Consider the following 16,420-nt stretch of genomic DNA (forward strand, 5'->3'; position numbering starts at 1 on the left):
CGTCGTGTGGGGGAAGAGCAGCGGGACCATGTCCTCACGGGAGGTGATCTTCGTGGTCGCGGCGGCCCGCGGAAAGTGGGAGAGCCGATGTATGCCGGTCAGGCCGGGCCGTCCCGTTTCGGGTCGACGGCCGGGAACACCTCGGTGGGGGAGTCGTCGCTGCTCCACGCCCTGTCGGCCCGGACCGCAGCCCCCACCGGCGCCGGTTCCGCGGCGGGCTGCTCGACCGGCTTCGCCTGCTCGCGTCGCACCAGGAAGCGACCGACGGTCACGGCGAACATCGCGGGCAGGAACACCAGCAGCACGGTGAACGCCGCGCCGGAGGTGAGCTCGAAGAACAGCGACTTGACGCCGACCGGGATCGCGGTGACCGCATCGACGAGCCACGTGAGGAACCCGCCGAGCAGACCTGTAACCGCGCCCGCCTTCAGCCACAGCATCGTCAGATCCGCGCCGCGATCCGGATCGGGATTCGCCCGCCGATCCCGGATCCCGTCGATGCCGCCCCAGATCAGGGCCGCGAACAGCACGACGAGCAGACCACCCCACCTCAGGACCGATCCCTGCAGGGGCCACTGGACGAGCGCCGCGCCCAGCAGGACGCGGACGAGCACATGCACGAGGGTCAGGCCGAGCCCGCGAGTCAACCAGGGTTTCATGTATCCGAGAGTAACGTCTGTCACGGCAAAAGTGTGTCTCGGCCCACACTCGAAACCGGCCCGTCGTCCTGTGACCGGCCACGAATCGTCGGGGTAGGTTGGTTCGATGGCCGCCGATCATGCCTCCCGCCGCGCCGCGCTGCGCGCCGTCCTCGCCGACCGCGGACTCGACGCGCTGCTGGTGACGAACCTGCTCAACATCCGCTACCTCACCGGATTCACCGGGTCCAACGCCGCGCTGCTGGTCACCGCCGACGACGACGCCGACGAATCGCGGACCGTCGTCTGCACCGACGGCCGGTACGTCACGCAGATCGCCGAACAGGTCCCGGACCTGTGCGCGGTCATCGCACGCGCCAGTGCCGACCACCTCATCGCCTCCGCCGGGACACACGCGGCGGGCTGGGGTTTCGAAAGCCACACGGTCACCGTCGACGAACACGCACGCTGGTCCGGGCTCGGCAGCAAGGTGACGTTGACCGCGACGCCGGGACTCGTCGAGCAGTTGCGGGCGGTCAAGGACGAACACGAGATCGAGCTGCTGCGTGCGGCGTGCACCGCGGCGGACCGGGCGCTGGCGGACCTGATCGCCGCCGGGGGCCTGCGCCCCGGACGCACCGAGAAGGAGGTGGGCCGCGACCTCGAGTCCCGCATGCTCGACCACGGCGCCGACGGGATCTCCTTCGAGACGATCGTCGCCGCGGGCGCCAACTCGGCGATCCCGCATCACCGGCCGACGAACGCGGTCCTGGCGTCCGGCGACTTCGTCAAACTCGACTTCGGGGCGCAGGTCGGCGGCTACCACTCCGACATGACCCGCACCTACGTGCTCGACAAGGCCGCGGACTGGCAGCGCGAGCTGTACGACCTGGTGTTGCGTGCCCAGCAGGCCGGCCGGGAGGCGCTCGCGCCGGGCATCGAATGTGCCGCGGTGGACGCGGCGGCCCGATCGGTGATCGCCGACGCCGGGTACGGAGAACTCTTCCTGCACGGCCTCGGTCACGGGGTGGGGCTCGAGATCCACGAAGCGCCGGGAATCAGTGCCGCGGCGACCGGTACACTTGTCGCCGGTGCGACGGTAACCGTCGAGCCGGGCGTGTACTTCTCCGGGCGCGGAGGCGTGCGGATCGAGGACACGCTCGTGGTGCGCGAGCAGGCACCGGAACTGCTCACGCTGACCGACAAGACATTGACCGTCGTATAAGGGCGGTTCCTCGACTCTAGGAGACGCGAAGTAAGTGGCCGATACCAGTGATTTCAAGAACGGGCTCGTGCTGAAGATCGAGGGTCAGCTCTGGCAGATCATCGAGTTCCAGCACGTCAAGCCCGGCAAGGGTCCGGCGTTCGTGCGCTCGAAGCTGAAGAACGTGCTCTCCGGTAAGACCGTCGACAAGACCTGGAACGCCGGTGTCAAGGTCGAGACCGCCACCGTCGACCGCCGCGACATGACCTACCTGTACAACGACGGCACCGACTACGTCTTCATGGACGGCGAGACCTACGACCAGATCTCGATCTCGCCCGAGACGCTCGGTGACGGGGCGAAGTTCCTGCTCGAGAACATGGCCGTGCAGGTCGCGACCCACGAGGGCACCCCGCTGTTCGTCGAGCTTCCCGTCACGATCGAGCTGGTCGTCCAGCACACCGATCCGGGCCTGCAGGGCGACCGCTCCACCGGCGGCACCAAGCCCGCGACCCTCGAGACCGGCGCCGAGATCCAGGTCCCGCTGTTCATCAACACCGGCGACAAGCTGAAGGTCGATTCCCGTGACGGCAGCTACCTCGGGCGAGTGAACTCCTGAGTGTCCGGAACGCAGAAGAAACTCGGAGCCCGGCACAAGGCGCGTAAGCGCGCCGTCGACCTGCTGTTCGAGGCCGAAGCCCGCGACACCGACCCGATCGACCTCGCCGCGGACCGCGTGGCGCTGGCGCTCACCGACGACCAGGTGGCCCCGGTCGCGCCGTACACCCGGACCCTGGTGCGCGGTGTCGCCGAGCACCTCGACGAGCTCGATCAGCTCATCGCCGACCACCTGCACGAGTGGACGCTCGAGCGGCTGCCCGCGGTGGACCGCGCGATCCTGCGGATCGCCGCCTGGGAGCTGTTCCACGCCACCGACGTGCCGCCGGTCGTGGCCGTCGACGAGGCCGTCGAACTCGCGAAGTCGTTGTCGACCGACGATTCGCCGGCGTTCGTCAACGGCGTGCTCGGTCAGCTCGTCGCCGTCGCCGACCAGGTGCGTGCCGCGGCCGCAGCGACGTCGGTGCACGCGAAGCAGGCCGGCGCTGCCGAACAACCCGGCACTCCCGAACAACCCGGTTCGGAACAGTAGGACACCGATGCAGCGCAGGCGGGTCCGGACGAGATCGACGATTTCGTCCGGACCCGCCTTCGTCGTCGGTGCCCGTGTGTCGCGCTTCACCGTCAACCTTGCCGTGACGCCTCTCGGCCGCTGATAGGCTGTTTGAACGTCAGGCATCCTTTAACGATCCGTCCAGCGAGGCGGAGAAGGAGGTCGCTGTATGGCCATGTCCGAGGACGGCTCGTCAGCATCCACCGATCCATCGGCATCCGGAACCGGAGCGCCCGCCCGCGAGTTGTTGTCCGCCGCGGACGTCGGACGCACCGTGGCCCGCATCTCCCACCAGATCATCGAGAAGACCGCACTCGACGCCCCGGAAGGCGAAGCGCCTCGCGTCGTGCTGGTCGGAATCCCCACCCGCGGCACCACCCTCGCGAACCGCATCGCCGAGCGCATCGAGGAGTTCTCCGGGGTCCGCGTGCCGGTCGGATCTCTCGACATCACGCTCTACCGCGACGACCTGCGGACCAAGCCGCACCGTCCCCTCGAGCGCACCTCGGTGCCGGAAGGCGGTGTGGACAACGCCCTGGTCGTCCTCGTCGACGACGTGCTCTTCTCCGGCCGCTCCGTCCGCGCCGCCCTCGACGCCCTGCGCGACCTGGGCCGGCCGCGGGCCGTCCAGCTCGCGGTGCTGGTCGATCGCGGGCACCGCGAGCTGCCGCTACGCGCCGACTACGTCGGCAAGAACGTTCCCACCGCCCGCACGGAGGACGTGCGCGTGCTGCTCACCGAACAGGACGGACGTGACGCGGTGGAGATCTCCGGAGGCAAGAACCTGTGAAACACCTGCTCACCATCGCGGATCTGACCAGGGATTCCGCGACCGAGCTTCTGGACGAGGCGGAACGGTTCGAGCAGGCGTTGCTCGGCCGTGAGGTGCGCAAGTTGCCGACACTGCGCGGCCGCACCGTGATGACCGTGTTCTACGAGAACTCGACCCGGACCCGGGTGTCCTTCGAGGTCGCCGGCAAGTGGATGAGCGCGGACGTCATCAACGTCAGCGCGTCGAGTTCGTCGGTGTCCAAAGGCGAATCGCTGCGCGACACCGCGCTGACCCTGCACGCGGCGGGCGCCGATGCGCTGATCGTGCGGCACCCGGCCTCCGGTGCGGCACACCGGATCGCGGACTGGACGACCGACGCCGACGGCAACGGCCCGTCGGTGATCAACGCCGGTGACGGCACCCACGAACACCCCACGCAGGCGCTGCTCGACGCGCTGACCCTGCGGCAGCGGCTCGGATCGCTGGAAGGGCGGCGCATCGGCATCGTCGGCGACATCCTGCACAGCCGGGTGGCGCGCTCGAACGCGCTGCTGCTGTCGATGCTCGGCGCCGAGGTGGTGCTCGTCGCGCCCCGCACGCTGCTGCCGGTCGGGGTGGAGACCTGGCCGGTGACCGTGGCGCACTCGCTCGACGCGGAACTGCCCGGCCTGGACGCGGTGCTCATGTTGCGGGTGCAGGCCGAACGCATGAACGGCGGGTTCTTCCCGTCGGCGCGCGAGTACTCGATCGGTTACGGACTGTCCGAGCGCCGGCTGCGGCTGCTCTCCGACGACGCGGTGGTGCTGCACCCCGGCCCGATGCTGCGCGGCATGGAGATCGCCTCCGCGGTCGCCGACGCCCCGCAGACCGCGGTGCTGCAGCAGGTGACCAACGGTGTGCACGTGCGCATGGCGGTGCTGTTCCGTCTGCTGGTCGGCACCGAAGGGGCGTCGGCATGACGGAAACTATTGGAACAGGAGACAATTCGGTGACCCCGCAGGTCCTCATCCGCAACGTGCTGGTCTACGGCGAGGGCGATCCGGTCGACGTCCTGCTCGGCGACGAGCAGATCCTCGCGATCGGTTCCGGCCTCGAGGCCGACGCCGATGCCGAGGTGATCGACGGTAGCGGCCAGGTCCTGCTGCCCGGCTTCGTCGACCTGCACACGCACCTGCGCGAACCGGGCCGCGAGGACACCGAGACGATCGACAGCGGCTCGGCCGCCGCCGCGCTCGGCGGCTACACCGCGGTGTTCGCGATGGCCAACACCAACCCGGTCGCGGACTCGGTCGTCGTCACCGATCACGTGTGGCGCCGCGGCCAGGAGGTCGGGCTGGTCGACGTGCACCCGGTCGGCGCGGTCACCGTCGGTCTTGCCGGCAAGCAGCTCGCCGAGATGGGCACCATGGCGGCCGGCGCCGGCCGGGTCCGGATGTTCTCCGACGACGGGCACTGCGTGTACGACCCGCTGATCATGCGGCGCGCCCTCGAATACGCGGGCACCCTCGGAGTTCTCATCGCCCAGCATGCCGAGGAGCCGCGGCTGACCGTCGGCGCCGTCGCCCACGAGGGTCCGACCGCCGCCCGGCTGGGTCTGGCCGGATGGCCGCGCGCGGCCGAGGAGTCGATCGTGGCGCGCGACGCGCTGCTCGCGCGGGACGCCGGAGCGCGTGTCCACATCTGCCACGCGTCCACCGCGGGCACCGTCGAACTCGTCAAATGGGCTCGGGGACAGGGGATTTCGATCACGGCCGAGGTGACTCCCCATCACCTGCTTCTCGACGATTCGCGGCTCGAGACCTACGACGGCGTCAACCGGGTCAACCCGCCGCTGCGGGAACGTTCCGACGTCGAGGCATTGCGCCGCGGCCTCGCCGAGGGTGTGCTGGATTGTGTGGCCACCGACCACGCCCCGCATGCCGAACAGGACAAGTGCTGCGAGTTCTCGCAGGCCCGGCCCGGCATGCTCGGCCTCGAGACGGCCCTGTCCATCGTCGTCGAGACGATGGTCCGGCCCGGCCTGCTCGACTGGCGTGGGGTCGCGAAGGTGATGAGCGAGCGACCCGCCGAGATCGTCGGACTCGACGACCAGGGCCGCCCGCTCGCGGTCGGGGAACCGGCCAACGTCGTGCTCGTCGACCCGGACACCGAATGGACGGTGCGCGGACCGGAACTGGCGAGCATCTCGAACAACACCCCGTACGAGGAGATGACGCTGCCCGCCAAGGTCACCGCGACCGTGCTGCGCGGCAGGATCACCGCCCGCGACGGTGCGGTCCGCCCGCGGACCGGCGGGAGGTAGCGCGATGGACCGGGTTCTGATCACCCTCGGCTTCCTGCTCCTGTGGGTCGTGCTGGTCCTGCTCATGTGGAAGGGTTGGCGCGGACGCGCCCGCCGCCAGGCCGATGCCGTCGGGGAACTTCCCGCCGTGCCCGCGGACCTGGGGGAGCAGGTGCTGGCCCCCAGCACCGGCCTGTACGTGGGCAGCACCCTGGCGCCGAGCTGGCAGGACCGGATCGCGGTCGGCGACCTGGGATACCGGGCCGCGGCCGAGATCAGCCGCTACCGCAGTGGAGTACTCCTCGACCGCGACGGTGCCTCGCCGATCTGGATTCCGCAGGACTCGATCCGCGCGATCCGCACCGAACGCGGCCTGGCCGGGAAGGTCATGACCAAGGACGGCGTCCTGGTCATCCGATGGCAACTGCCCTCCGGAACCGAGATCGACACCGGATTCCGCGGCGACGACAAGACTGTTTACCCCTCGTGGGTGGACGCGACGAACGAAGATTCAGGACAGTGACGATCACAGCACGTGAGATTTCAGCTGATGCGGACAGCTCTGGTGAGGTCGAGCAGAACGGAGAGAACGCATGAGCGGCGGTAATTTCGGCGGCGGCACCGCGGTACTGGTGCTCGAGGACGGGCGGATCTTCCGCGGCACCACCTTCGGAGCGGTCGGCCAGACCCTCGGCGAGGCCGTGTTCAGCACCGGCATGACCGGCTACCAGGAGACGCTCACCGACCCCAGCTACCACCGGCAGATCGTGGTGTCGACGGCACCGCAGATCGGCAACACCGGCTGGAACCAGGAAGACAACGAGTCCGTCGGCCCGACCGGCGACTCCGCGGAAGCGAAGATCTGGGTCGCCGGCTACGTCGTGCGCGACCCCTCCCGCCGCACCTCCAGCTGGCGGGCCACCGGCTCTCTGCAGGACGAACTGGTCCGCCAGGGTGTGGTCGGCATCGCCGGCATCGACACCCGCGCACTCGTGCGGCACCTGCGCACCCGCGGCTCCATGCGCGCCGGCGTCTTCTCCGGTGACGCCCTCGCCTCGGACGCGGAACTGCTCGAGCGGGTCAAGTCCCAGCCGTCGATGCTCGGCGCCGACCTCGCCGGCGAGGTCACCACCACCAGCGGATACGTCGTCGAGCCCGTCGGGGGCGAGGCCCGGTTCACGGTCGCGGCCATCGACCTGGGCATCAAGACCAACACCCCGCGCATGTTCGCCGAACGCGGGATGCGGGTGCACGTGCTGCCGTCCACCGCGACGCTGCACGACATCCTCGACCTGAAGGCCGACGGTGTGTTCCTGTCCAACGGCCCCGGCGACCCGGCGACCGCGGACGGGGCGGTGCACCTGACCAAGGAGGTGCTCGGACAGGGCCTGCCGCTGTTCGGCATCTGCTTCGGCAACCAGATCCTCGGACGCGCCCTGGGGCTGAACACCTACAAGATGAAGTTCGGGCACCGCGGCATCAACATCCCGGTCGTCGAACACGAGACCGGCCGCATCGCCATCACCGCGCAGAACCACGGTTTCGCGCTCGAGGGTGAGGCGGGCCAGGAGTTCGACACCCCGTTCGGCCGCGCCGTGATCAGCCACACCTGCGCCAACGACGGTGCCGTCGAAGGGGTCCGCCTGCTCGACGGCAGCGCCTTCTCGGTGCAGTACCACCCGGAGGCGGCGGCCGGCCCGCACGACGCCGCCTACCTGTTCGACCGATTCGCCAGCATGCTCGAGGGAGACAAGTCCTAATGCCACGCCGTACAGATCTCTCCCACATCCTGGTCATCGGCTCCGGGCCGATCGTCATCGGCCAGGCCTGCGAGTTCGACTACTCCGGCACCCAGGCGTGCCGGGTGCTGCGCGAGGAGGGCCTGCGGGTCAGCCTCGTCAACTCCAACCCGGCCACGATCATGACCGACCCGGAGTTCGCCGACTCCACCTACATCGAGCCGATCACCGCCGAGTTCGTCGAGAAGGTCATCGCCACCGAGGCCGCCAACGGCACCCCGATCGACGCCGTGCTGGCGACCCTCGGCGGCCAGACCGCGCTGAACACCGCGGTCGCGCTGTCCGAGCAGGGCATCCTCGACAAGTACAACGTCGAGCTGATCGGCGCCGACTTCGACGCCATCCAGCGCGGCGAGGACCGGCAGATGTTCAAGGACATCGTCACCAAGTGCGGCGGCGAGTCCGCCCGCTCGCGGGTCTGCTTCACCATGGACGAGGTCCGCGCGACCGTCGCCGAACTCGGCTTCCCCGTCGTGGTGCGGCCGTCGTTCACGATGGGTGGCCTCGGCTCCGGCATGGCCTACAACGACGAGGACCTCGAGCGCATCGCCGGGGGCGGTCTCGCCGCGTCGCCGACCGCGAACGTCCTGATCGAGGAGTCCATCCTCGGCTGGAAGGAATACGAGCTCGAGCTCATGCGCGACGGCCGCGACAACGTCGTGATCGTCTGCTCCATCGAGAACGTCGACCCGGTCGGCGTGCACACCGGCGACTCGATCACGGTCGCGCCGGCGATGACCCTGACCGACCGCGAGTACCAGAAGATGCGCGACCTCTCGATCGCCATCCTGCGCGAGGTCGGCGTGGACACCGGCGGCTGCAACATCCAGTTCGCGATGGACCCGCGCGACGGCCGCCTCGTCGTCATCGAGATGAACCCGCGCGTGTCGCGCTCCTCGGCGCTCGCGTCGAAGGCCACCGGTTACCCGATCGCGAAGATGGCCGCCAAGCTCGCGATCGGCTACACCCTCGACGAGATCGTCAACGACATCACCAAGGAAACGCCGGCCTGCTTCGAGCCGACCCTCGACTACGTCGTGGTCAAGGCCCCCCGCTTCGCGTTCGAGAAGTTCCCCGGCGCCGACGGCACCCTCACCACCACCATGAAGTCGGTCGGTGAGGCCATGTCGATCGGCCGCAACTTCACCGAGGCGTTCGGCAAGGTGCTGCGTTCGCTCGAGACCAAGCGCGCCGGCTTCTGGACCGGCCCCGAGGTCGAGGGCACCCTCGACTCGATCCTCGCCGAGATCGCGACCCCCACGGACGGACGCATCTATGGGGTGGCGAAGGCGTTCGAGCTGGGCGCCACCGTCGAGCAGGTCTTCGACGCCACCAAGATCGACCCGTGGTTCCTCGATCAGATCCAGCAGATCGTCGAGCTGGGCGACGAGGTCCGCGGCGTCGAGACCTTCGGCGAGCAGGAACTGCGCTACGCCAAGCACCACGGCTTCTCCGACCGCCAGATCGCCGAGCTGCGCCCGGAGCAGTTCGCCGACGAGGACGCCGTCCGCGCCCTGCGCATCGAACTGGGCGTGCACCCGGTGTACAAGACCGTCGACACCTGCGCCGCCGAGTTCGAGGCCAAGACCCCGTACCACTACTCGACCTACGAGCTCGATCCGGAGGCCGAGACCGAGGTCGCGCCGCAGACCGAACGCCCGAAGGTGCTGATCCTGGGCTCCGGCCCGAACCGCATCGGCCAGGGCATCGAGTTCGACTACTCGTGCGTGCACGCCGCGCTGACGCTGTCGGAGGCCGGGTACGAGACCGTCATGGTCAACTGCAACCCGGAGACCGTCTCGACCGACTACGACACCGCCGACCGCCTGTACTTCGAGCCGCTCACCTTCGAGGACGTGCTCGAGGTGTACCGCGCCGAGTGCGAGTCCGGCACCGTCGCCGGTGTCATCGTGCAGCTCGGTGGCCAGACCCCGCTGGGCCTGGCGCGGCGCCTGAAGGCCGCGGGCGTGCCGATCGTCGGCACCAGCCCCGAGGCGATCGACCTGGCCGAGGACCGCGGCGAGTTCGGCCGGGTGCTCGAGCAGGCCGACCTGCCCGCCGCGAAGTACGGCACCGCCACCACCTTCGAAGGGGCGCGGGAGATCGCGTCCGGCATCGGCTACCCGGTGCTGGTGCGCCCGTCCTACGTGCTCGGTGGCCGCGGCATGGAGATCGTCTACGACGAGAAGGCACTCGAGACCTACATCTCGAACGCCACCGAGATCTCCGACGACCGCCCGGTGCTGGTCGACCGCTTCCTCGACGACGCCGTGGAGATCGACGTCGACGCCCTGTGCGACGGCACCGACGTCTACATCGGCGGCATCATGGAGCACATCGAGGAAGCCGGTATCCACTCCGGCGACTCGGCGTGCGCGCTGCCCCCGATCACGCTCGGCCGCTCCGACATCGAGAACGTGCGCCGGTCCACCGCCGCGCTCGCGAAAGGCATCGGCGTCAAGGGCCTGCTCAACGTCCAGTACGCGCTCAAGGACGACATCCTCTACGTCCTCGAAGCCAACCCGCGGGCCAGCCGCACCGTGCCGTTCGTGTCCAAGGCGACCGGTGTGCAGCTCGCGAAGGCGTGCGCGCGGATCATGCTCGGCGAGACCATCGCCGAGCTGCGCAGCCAGGGTCTGCTGCCCGCCGAGGGCGACGGCAGCCACGCCCCGCTCGACGCGCCCATCGCGGTCAAGGAGGCGGTGCTGCCGTTCAACCGGTTCCGCCGCGCCGACGGCACCGGGGTCGACACCCTGCTCAGCCCCGAGATGAAGTCCACCGGTGAGGTCATGGGCCTCGACAGCGACTTCGGCCGGGCCTTCGCCAAGTCGCAGACCGCCGCCTACGGTTCGCTCCCCACCTCGGGTGCGGTGTTCGTCTCGATCGCGAACAAGGACAAGCGGTCGATGATCTTCCCGGTCAAGCACCTCGCCGACCTCGGGTTCCGGATCATGGCGACCATCGGTACCGCGGAAACCTTGCAGCGCAACGGAGTTCCGTGCGAGCACGTGTACAAGGTCTCCGAGGAGGATCGCCCCGAGGGCGCACCGACCGTCGTCGACCGCATCCGCGCCGGGGACGTCGCGATGGTCATCAACACGCCGTGGGGCAACGCCGGGCCGCGCATCGACGGCTACGAGATCCGCAGTGCCGCGGTCGCCGCGAACATCCCGTGCGTGACGACCGTGCAGGGTGCCGCGGCCGCGATCCAGGGCATCGAGGCCGCGATCCGCGGGGAGATCGGTGTCCGGTCCATCCAGCGGATGCAGGCGGGCCTGCGCGACGGCGAGCAGCTGTCGTGACCGGGTTCGGGGAGCGGCTGCACGCGGCGCTCGCCGAACGCGGACCGCTGTGCGTCGGCATCGACCCGCACCCCGAACTGCTCGGGGCGTGGGGGCTGACCGTCGACGCGGCCGGCCTGGCGACCTTCACCGAGCGCTGTGTCGAGGCGTTCGCCGGTGAGGTCGCGCTGGTCAAGCCGCAGGTGGCGTTCTTCGAGGCGTTCGGGTCGGCGGGTATCGCCGTGCTCGAACGGGCCGTCGCGGCGCTGCGCGAGAGCGGAACGCTCGTTCTGGCCGATGCCAAGCGCGGCGACATCGGTTCCACGATGGCCGCGTACGCGCGCACCTGGCTGTCCGACGACTCGCCGCTGTGCTCGGACTCGGTGACCGTCTCGCCGTATCTGGGCTTCGGGGCGCTGGAACCGGCCCTGCAGCTCGCGCAGGACACCGGGCGCGGGGTGTTCGTGCTCGCGGCCACCTCCAACCCGGAGGGCGCGCAGGTGCAGCAGGCGACGGTCGCGGACGGGCGCACACTCGCCCAGGTGATGGTCGACGAGGCCGCCGCCCGCAACGCCGGGGCCGCGGTGCTGGGCTCGGTCGGCGTGGTGGTGGGCGCGACGCTGACGAGCGCGCCCGATCTGAGCGCGCTGCACGGGCCGATCCTGATGCCCGGCGTCGGTGCGCAGGGCGGCACCGCCGACGACGTGCGCCGGCTGGCGGGTGACCATCTCGACGCGGTGGTGCCCAACGTCTCCCGGGAGGTGCTCCGGGCCGGGCCGACCGTCGCGGCGCTGCGCGACGCCGTCGCCCGCGCGGTCGAGGGATTCGCCTTCCTGAGGGCCTGACGGAACTCGCGCCGCGGGGCCGGACCCAGCTGGGGTCCGGCCCCGTTGTCGGGTCCGAGGACCCGTTGGGGGGCGGTTTCGCCTCTCCCGGTGCTGGTGGGAGCGGCGACACGCGCGGTCGGTGAGAGGCGCGACACGCGCATTCCCCAGAAATTTTTCCGAACCGGCCGACCGGCTTCGAAGCCGGCATGCGGCCCTTCGCCGACGAGTCGGGACGCGCTTCGTCGCCGAATCGGACATTGGCCTCCTCACCTGCGGTTTTTCGGCGTCACCGCAGGTGGGAAGCGGTGCGTCGGCCGGCGGGAGCGGCGGTTTCGCGCTGCGGGATCCGTCTCCACTACCGCACGGATTTTCGAGTGGAACGCCGGGGGGTGGGTTCGCAATCGTCGGCGCGCGTGAGTACGGTCGCTATCGCCGCTGGTTATCAGCGGTCGAAGACTGTTTGCCAACGATGAGACGGAGGAACCGTGGCCCTTCCCCAGCTGACCGACGAGCAGCGCGCCGCTGCTCTGGAGAAGGCGGCTGCTGCCCGTCGTGCCCGGGCAGAGCTCAAGGAGCGCCTGAAGCGCGGCGGCACCGACCTCAAGCAGGTGCTCAAGGACGCCGAGAACGACGAGATCCTCGGCAAGATGAAGGTTTCCGCCCTGCTCGAGGCCCTGCCGAAGGTCGGCAAGGTCAAGGCTCAGGAGATCATGACCGAGCTGGAGATCGCCCCGACGCGCCGTCTGCGCGGCCTGGGCGACCGTCAGCGCAAGGCGCTTCTCGCCAGGTTCGATTTCGACGCTGAGTAAGACCGTGGTTGCTGACGCACAAACCGTGTCGGACAGCGCGCCCGTGACGCGGAGGGGCCGGCTGGTTGTTCTGGCCGGCCCCTCCGCGGTCGGTAAGTCGACCGTCGTCCGCCTCCTGCGCTCCCGCGTCCCGGACCTGTACTTCAGCGTCTCGGCGACGACCCGGGATCCGCGACCGGGGGAGGTCGACGGCGAGGACTACCACTTCGTGGGACGCGACGAGTTCGACCGGATGATCGACGCCGGGGAACTGCTCGAATGGGCGGAGATCCACGGCGGATTGCAACGCTCGGGTACCCCGGCCGCACCCGTCCGCGAGGCGCTCGCCGCTGGACGTCCGGTGCTGGTCGAGGTGGACCTGGCCGGGGCCCGTGCCGTCCGGGCAGCGATGCCCGAGGCGGTCCTGACCTTCCTGGCCCCACCGAGCTGGGAGGTTTTGGTCGAGCGGCTCACCGGCCGCGGAACCGAGTCCGACGAGGTGGTCGCCCGCAGGCTCGAGACGGCCCGCACCGAATTGGCCGCGCAGGACGAGTTCGACACCGTCGTCGTCAACGACGACGTCGACCGTGCTTGCGACGAATTGGTATCCTTGTTGGTTGGACCCGACGCCGGGCCCGGGCCGCGCTCCTAGAAGCCGTGCCCCCGGCGGTCGGCCACCGCTATTTCTTTCCCGCGAATACTCAGGAGATCACCGAGTGAGCAGCATCCAGGCAGCCGCGACCGACATTGCGGGTAACGAGCTTCCGGTCTACGACCCCCCGCTGGGTATCACCAACCCGCCCATCGACGAGCTGCTCGAGCGCGCCTCCTCGAAGTACGCGCTGGTGATCTATGCGGCCAAGCGGGCCCGCCAGATCAACGACTACTACAACCAGCTCGGCGACGGCATCCTCGAGTACGTCGGACCGCTGGTCGAGCCGGGTCTCCAGGAGAAGCCGCTGTCGATCGCCATGCGCGAGATCCACGCGGACCTGCTCGAGCACACCGAAGGCGAGTGAGTCCGCTCACCGTGGAGAGCCTCGACACCTCAGAGTTCGGGCAGCGCCGCCGCCGCGTCGTCATCGGCGTCGGCGGCGGCATCGCCGCCTACAAGGCATGCGCGCTGATCCGCGCCTTCACCGAGAGCGGCCACCAGGTCCGGGTCATCCCGACCGAATCCGCCCTCGAGTTCGTCGGCCGTGCCACCTTCGAGGCGCTGTCCGGCAATCCCGTCCAGACCGGGGTCTTCGCCGACGTCCCGCAGGTCCCGCACGTGCGGCTCGGCCAGGAAGCCGACCTCGTCGTCGTCGCCCCGGCCACCGCCGACCTCATGGCCCGCGCGGCGCACGGCCGCGCCGACGACCTGCTCACCGCCACGCTGCTCACCGCACGGTGCCCGGTGATCTTCGCCCCGGCGATGCACACCGAGATGTGGGAGCACCCCGCCACCGTCGAGAACGTCGAGACGTTGCGTCGCCGCGGTGTCGTCGTCGTCGAACCCGCCTCCGGCCGGCTCACCGGCCAGGACACCGGCGCGGGCAGGCTCCCGGAGCCCGAGGAGATCTTCACCCTCGCGACGCTGCTGCTCGAACGCGCCGACGCGATTCCGCGCGACCTGGTCGGCCGCAAGCTGGTCATCTCCGCCGGCGGCACACGCGAACCCCTCGACCCGGTCCGTTTCCTGGGCAACCGCAGCTCCGGCAAGCAGGGTTACGCCCTGGCGCGGCTCGCCGCGCAGCGCGGCGCCGACGTCACCCTGGTGGCCGGTGCGGTCGCCGGGCTCGCCGATCCGGCCGCGGTCGACGTGGTGCACGTGCAGACCGCCGCGCAGATGCAGGAGGCGGTCGTCAAGTACGCCGCCGGCGCCGACGCGGTTGTCATGTCCGCGGCCGTCGCCGATTTCCGGCCCAGCACGCTCGCGACCACGAAGATCAAGAAGGGCGCGGGCGAACCCGATTCGATCGCGCTGACCAAGAACGACGACATCCTCGCCGGGCTGGTCGAATCCCGCACCGAGGGCGGCCTCGCCCCGAGCACCGTCATCGTCGGGTTCGCCGCCGAGACGGGCGACGAAAACGGCGACGTGCTCAGCTACGCCCGTGCGAAACTGGCACGCAAGGGATGCGATCTGCTCGTCGTCAACGCGGTCGGCGACGGCAAGGCGTTCGAGGTCGACAACAACGACGGGTGGCTGCTCGCGGCCGACGGATCCGAGACGGCGCTCGCGCACGGGTCCAAGTCGCTGATGGCCAGCCGGGTCCTCGATGCGCTGCGGCCGCTGCTGGCCCCGGCGGACCGGCCCAAGAGCGGATGAATTTAACTGTCGCGTCCGCGTGCGCGGAACAGTAGCGTCGAGGTTGCGGCGGGGCACCGGCCCGGCCGCCGCGTTCAGTGATTAGATGCTGTCCATTCGAGCTAGACACTTTCAGTCGAGAGGGAGTTCTGTGAGCAAGACCGGCGGTCGGCTTTTCACCAGTGAGTCCGTGACGGAGGGGCACCCGGACAAGATCTGTGACGCGATCAGCGACTCCGTCCTCGATGCCCTGCTCGCGGAGGACCCGCGTGCCCGTGTCGCGGTGGAGACGCTCGTCACCACCGGGCAGGTGCACGTCGTCGGCGAGGTCACCACCTCCGCCTACGCCGACATCCCGAAGATCGTGCGCGACCGCGTCCTCGAGATCGGCTACGACTCGTCGTCGAAGGGCTTCGACGGTAACTCGTGCGGCGTGAACATCGCGATCGGTGCGCAGTCCCCGGAGATCGCCGGCGGCGTCGACGTCTCCCACGAGCACCGCTCCGGAACGCTCACCGACGACGAGGTCGCCAAGCAGGGCGCCGGCGACCAGGGCCTGATGTTCGGCTACGCGTGCTCGGACACCCCGGAACTGATGCCGCTGCCGATCTCGCTGGCCCACCGGCTGGCGCGGCGTCTCACCGAGGTCCGCAAGACCGGTGTGCTGCCCTACCTGCGCCCGGACGGCAAGACCCAGGTCACCATCGAGTACGACGGTGACACCCCGGTGCGCCTCGACACGATCGTCATCTCCACGCAGCACGCCGCGGACATCGACCTGAACAATCTGCTGACCCCGGACCTGCGCACGCACGTCGTCGACGCGGTGGTGGCGGATCCGAACCTCGCCGGCCTCGACACCTCGGACATCCGGCTGCTCGTGAACCCGTCCGGGTCGTTCGTGCTCGGCGGGCCGATGGGCGACGCGGGCCTGACCGGCCGGAAGATCATCGTCGACACCTACGGTGGCATGGCCCGCCACGGCGGTGGCGCGTTCTCCGGCAAGGACCCGTCGAAGGTCGACCGTTCCGCCGCGTACGCGATGCGCTGGGTCGCGAAGACCGCGGTCGCCGCGGGCCTGGCGGACCGCATCGAGGTGCAGGTCGCCTACGCCATCGGCAAGGCCGCACCGGTCGGCCTGTTCGTCGAGACCTTCGGCACCGAGAAGACCGACCCGGCCCGCATCCAGGCGGCCATCAACGAGGTCTTCGACCTGCGGCCGGGCGCGATCATCCGCGACCTGGACCTGCTGCGCCCGATCTACGCGCAGACCGCCGCGTACGGGCACTTCGGCCGTACCGACATCGACCTGCCGTGGGAGAACACGGACCGGGCCGAGAAGCTGCGCGCCGCCGCCGGTCTCTGA

16 protein-coding genes are annotated in these 16,420 nt (G+C 69.8%); 15 read left to right on the forward strand and 1 reads right to left on the reverse strand.

The window, feature by feature from the left end; all coding sequences use genetic code 11:
- Positions 1 to 98: 98 nt before the first annotated feature.
- Positions 99 to 659, reverse strand: a complete 561-nt coding sequence (locus ACWDTS_RS04930) for a B-4DMT family transporter (RefSeq protein WP_450117713.1) — start codon at positions 657 to 659, stop codon at positions 99 to 101.
- A 106-nt stretch (positions 660 to 765) separates the two neighbouring features.
- On the opposite strand from ACWDTS_RS04930, the gene ACWDTS_RS04935 reads away from it, so the two are divergent.
- The 15 genes from ACWDTS_RS04935 to metK all read left to right on the forward strand — a co-directional run bounded on the left by ACWDTS_RS04935 (position 766) and on the right by metK (position 16,420).
- Positions 766 to 1,863, forward strand: coding sequence for a M24 family metallopeptidase (locus ACWDTS_RS04935; protein ID WP_450117714.1), 1,098 nt, complete (start codon positions 766 to 768; stop codon positions 1,861 to 1,863).
- A 34-nt stretch (positions 1,864 to 1,897) separates the two neighbouring features.
- Positions 1,898 to 2,461 carry an elongation factor P gene (gene efp / locus ACWDTS_RS04940; RefSeq protein WP_197250271.1) on the forward strand — a complete coding sequence of 188 codons (564 nt, stop codon included), beginning with the start codon at positions 1,898 to 1,900 and terminating at the stop codon, positions 2,459 to 2,461.
- The gene (nusB, locus tag ACWDTS_RS04945) at positions 2,462 to 2,992 is read left to right on the forward strand and encodes a transcription antitermination factor NusB (RefSeq protein ID WP_248675509.1); all 531 of its coding nucleotides are present in this window, start codon (positions 2,462 to 2,464) and stop codon (positions 2,990 to 2,992) included.
- Positions 2,993 to 3,182: 190 nt separating this feature from the next.
- Positions 3,183 to 3,803, forward strand: coding sequence for a bifunctional pyr operon transcriptional regulator/uracil phosphoribosyltransferase PyrR (gene pyrR, locus ACWDTS_RS04950; protein WP_197252147.1), 621 nt, complete (start codon positions 3,183 to 3,185; stop codon positions 3,801 to 3,803).
- Complete coding sequence (locus ACWDTS_RS04955; protein WP_197252146.1) at positions 3,800 to 4,744, forward strand: aspartate carbamoyltransferase catalytic subunit; 945 nt, start codon at positions 3,800 to 3,802, stop codon at positions 4,742 to 4,744. The genes pyrR and ACWDTS_RS04955 overlap by 4 nt, the downstream gene beginning before the upstream one ends.
- Positions 4,741 to 6,087 carry a dihydroorotase gene (locus ACWDTS_RS04960; RefSeq protein ID WP_450117715.1) on the forward strand — a complete coding sequence of 449 codons (1,347 nt, stop codon included), beginning with the start codon at positions 4,741 to 4,743 and terminating at the stop codon, positions 6,085 to 6,087. Before ACWDTS_RS04955 ends, ACWDTS_RS04960 begins: the two co-directional genes overlap by 4 nt.
- Positions 6,088 to 6,091: 4 nt before the next feature.
- Positions 6,092 to 6,589 carry a PH-like domain-containing protein gene (locus tag ACWDTS_RS04965; protein ID WP_248675507.1) on the forward strand — a complete coding sequence of 166 codons (498 nt, stop codon included), beginning with the start codon at positions 6,092 to 6,094 and terminating at the stop codon, positions 6,587 to 6,589.
- A 70-nt stretch (positions 6,590 to 6,659) separates the two neighbouring features.
- A complete protein-coding gene (carA, locus tag ACWDTS_RS04970; RefSeq protein WP_197251531.1) occupies positions 6,660 to 7,826 on the forward strand; it encodes a glutamine-hydrolyzing carbamoyl-phosphate synthase small subunit in 1,167 nt (388 codons plus the stop codon).
- Entirely contained in the window at positions 7,826 to 11,167 is a 3,342-nt protein-coding gene (gene carB / locus ACWDTS_RS04975) for a carbamoyl-phosphate synthase large subunit (RefSeq protein WP_248675506.1), read from the forward strand. The genes carA and carB overlap by 1 nt, the downstream gene beginning before the upstream one ends.
- Entirely contained in the window at positions 11,164 to 11,991 is an 828-nt protein-coding gene (pyrF, locus tag ACWDTS_RS04980; protein ID WP_450117716.1) for an orotidine-5'-phosphate decarboxylase, read from the forward strand. The genes carB and pyrF overlap by 4 nt, the downstream gene beginning before the upstream one ends.
- Before the next feature lie 467 nt (positions 11,992 to 12,458).
- Complete coding sequence (gene mihF / locus ACWDTS_RS04985) at positions 12,459 to 12,782, forward strand: integration host factor, actinobacterial type (protein ID WP_068158315.1); 324 nt, start codon at positions 12,459 to 12,461, stop codon at positions 12,780 to 12,782.
- Between the two features lie 4 nt (positions 12,783 to 12,786).
- Positions 12,787 to 13,413, forward strand: coding sequence for a guanylate kinase (gene gmk / locus ACWDTS_RS04990; protein WP_197252829.1), 627 nt, complete (start codon positions 12,787 to 12,789; stop codon positions 13,411 to 13,413).
- A 64-nt stretch (positions 13,414 to 13,477) separates the two neighbouring features.
- Entirely contained in the window at positions 13,478 to 13,780 is a 303-nt protein-coding gene (gene rpoZ, locus ACWDTS_RS04995) for a DNA-directed RNA polymerase subunit omega (protein ID WP_197252830.1), read from the forward strand.
- Positions 13,777 to 15,075, forward strand: a complete 1,299-nt coding sequence (gene coaBC, locus ACWDTS_RS05000; RefSeq protein ID WP_248675505.1) for a bifunctional phosphopantothenoylcysteine decarboxylase/phosphopantothenate--cysteine ligase CoaBC — start codon at positions 13,777 to 13,779, stop codon at positions 15,073 to 15,075. The genes rpoZ and coaBC overlap by 4 nt, the downstream gene beginning before the upstream one ends.
- A gap of 130 nt (positions 15,076 to 15,205) precedes the next feature.
- Positions 15,206 to 16,420 (forward strand): methionine adenosyltransferase, encoded by a 1,215-nt coding sequence (gene metK / locus ACWDTS_RS05005; RefSeq protein ID WP_450117717.1) that lies wholly within the window; start codon positions 15,206 to 15,208, stop codon positions 16,418 to 16,420.

Source organism: Rhodococcus sp. NPDC003383, assembly GCF_053589115.1.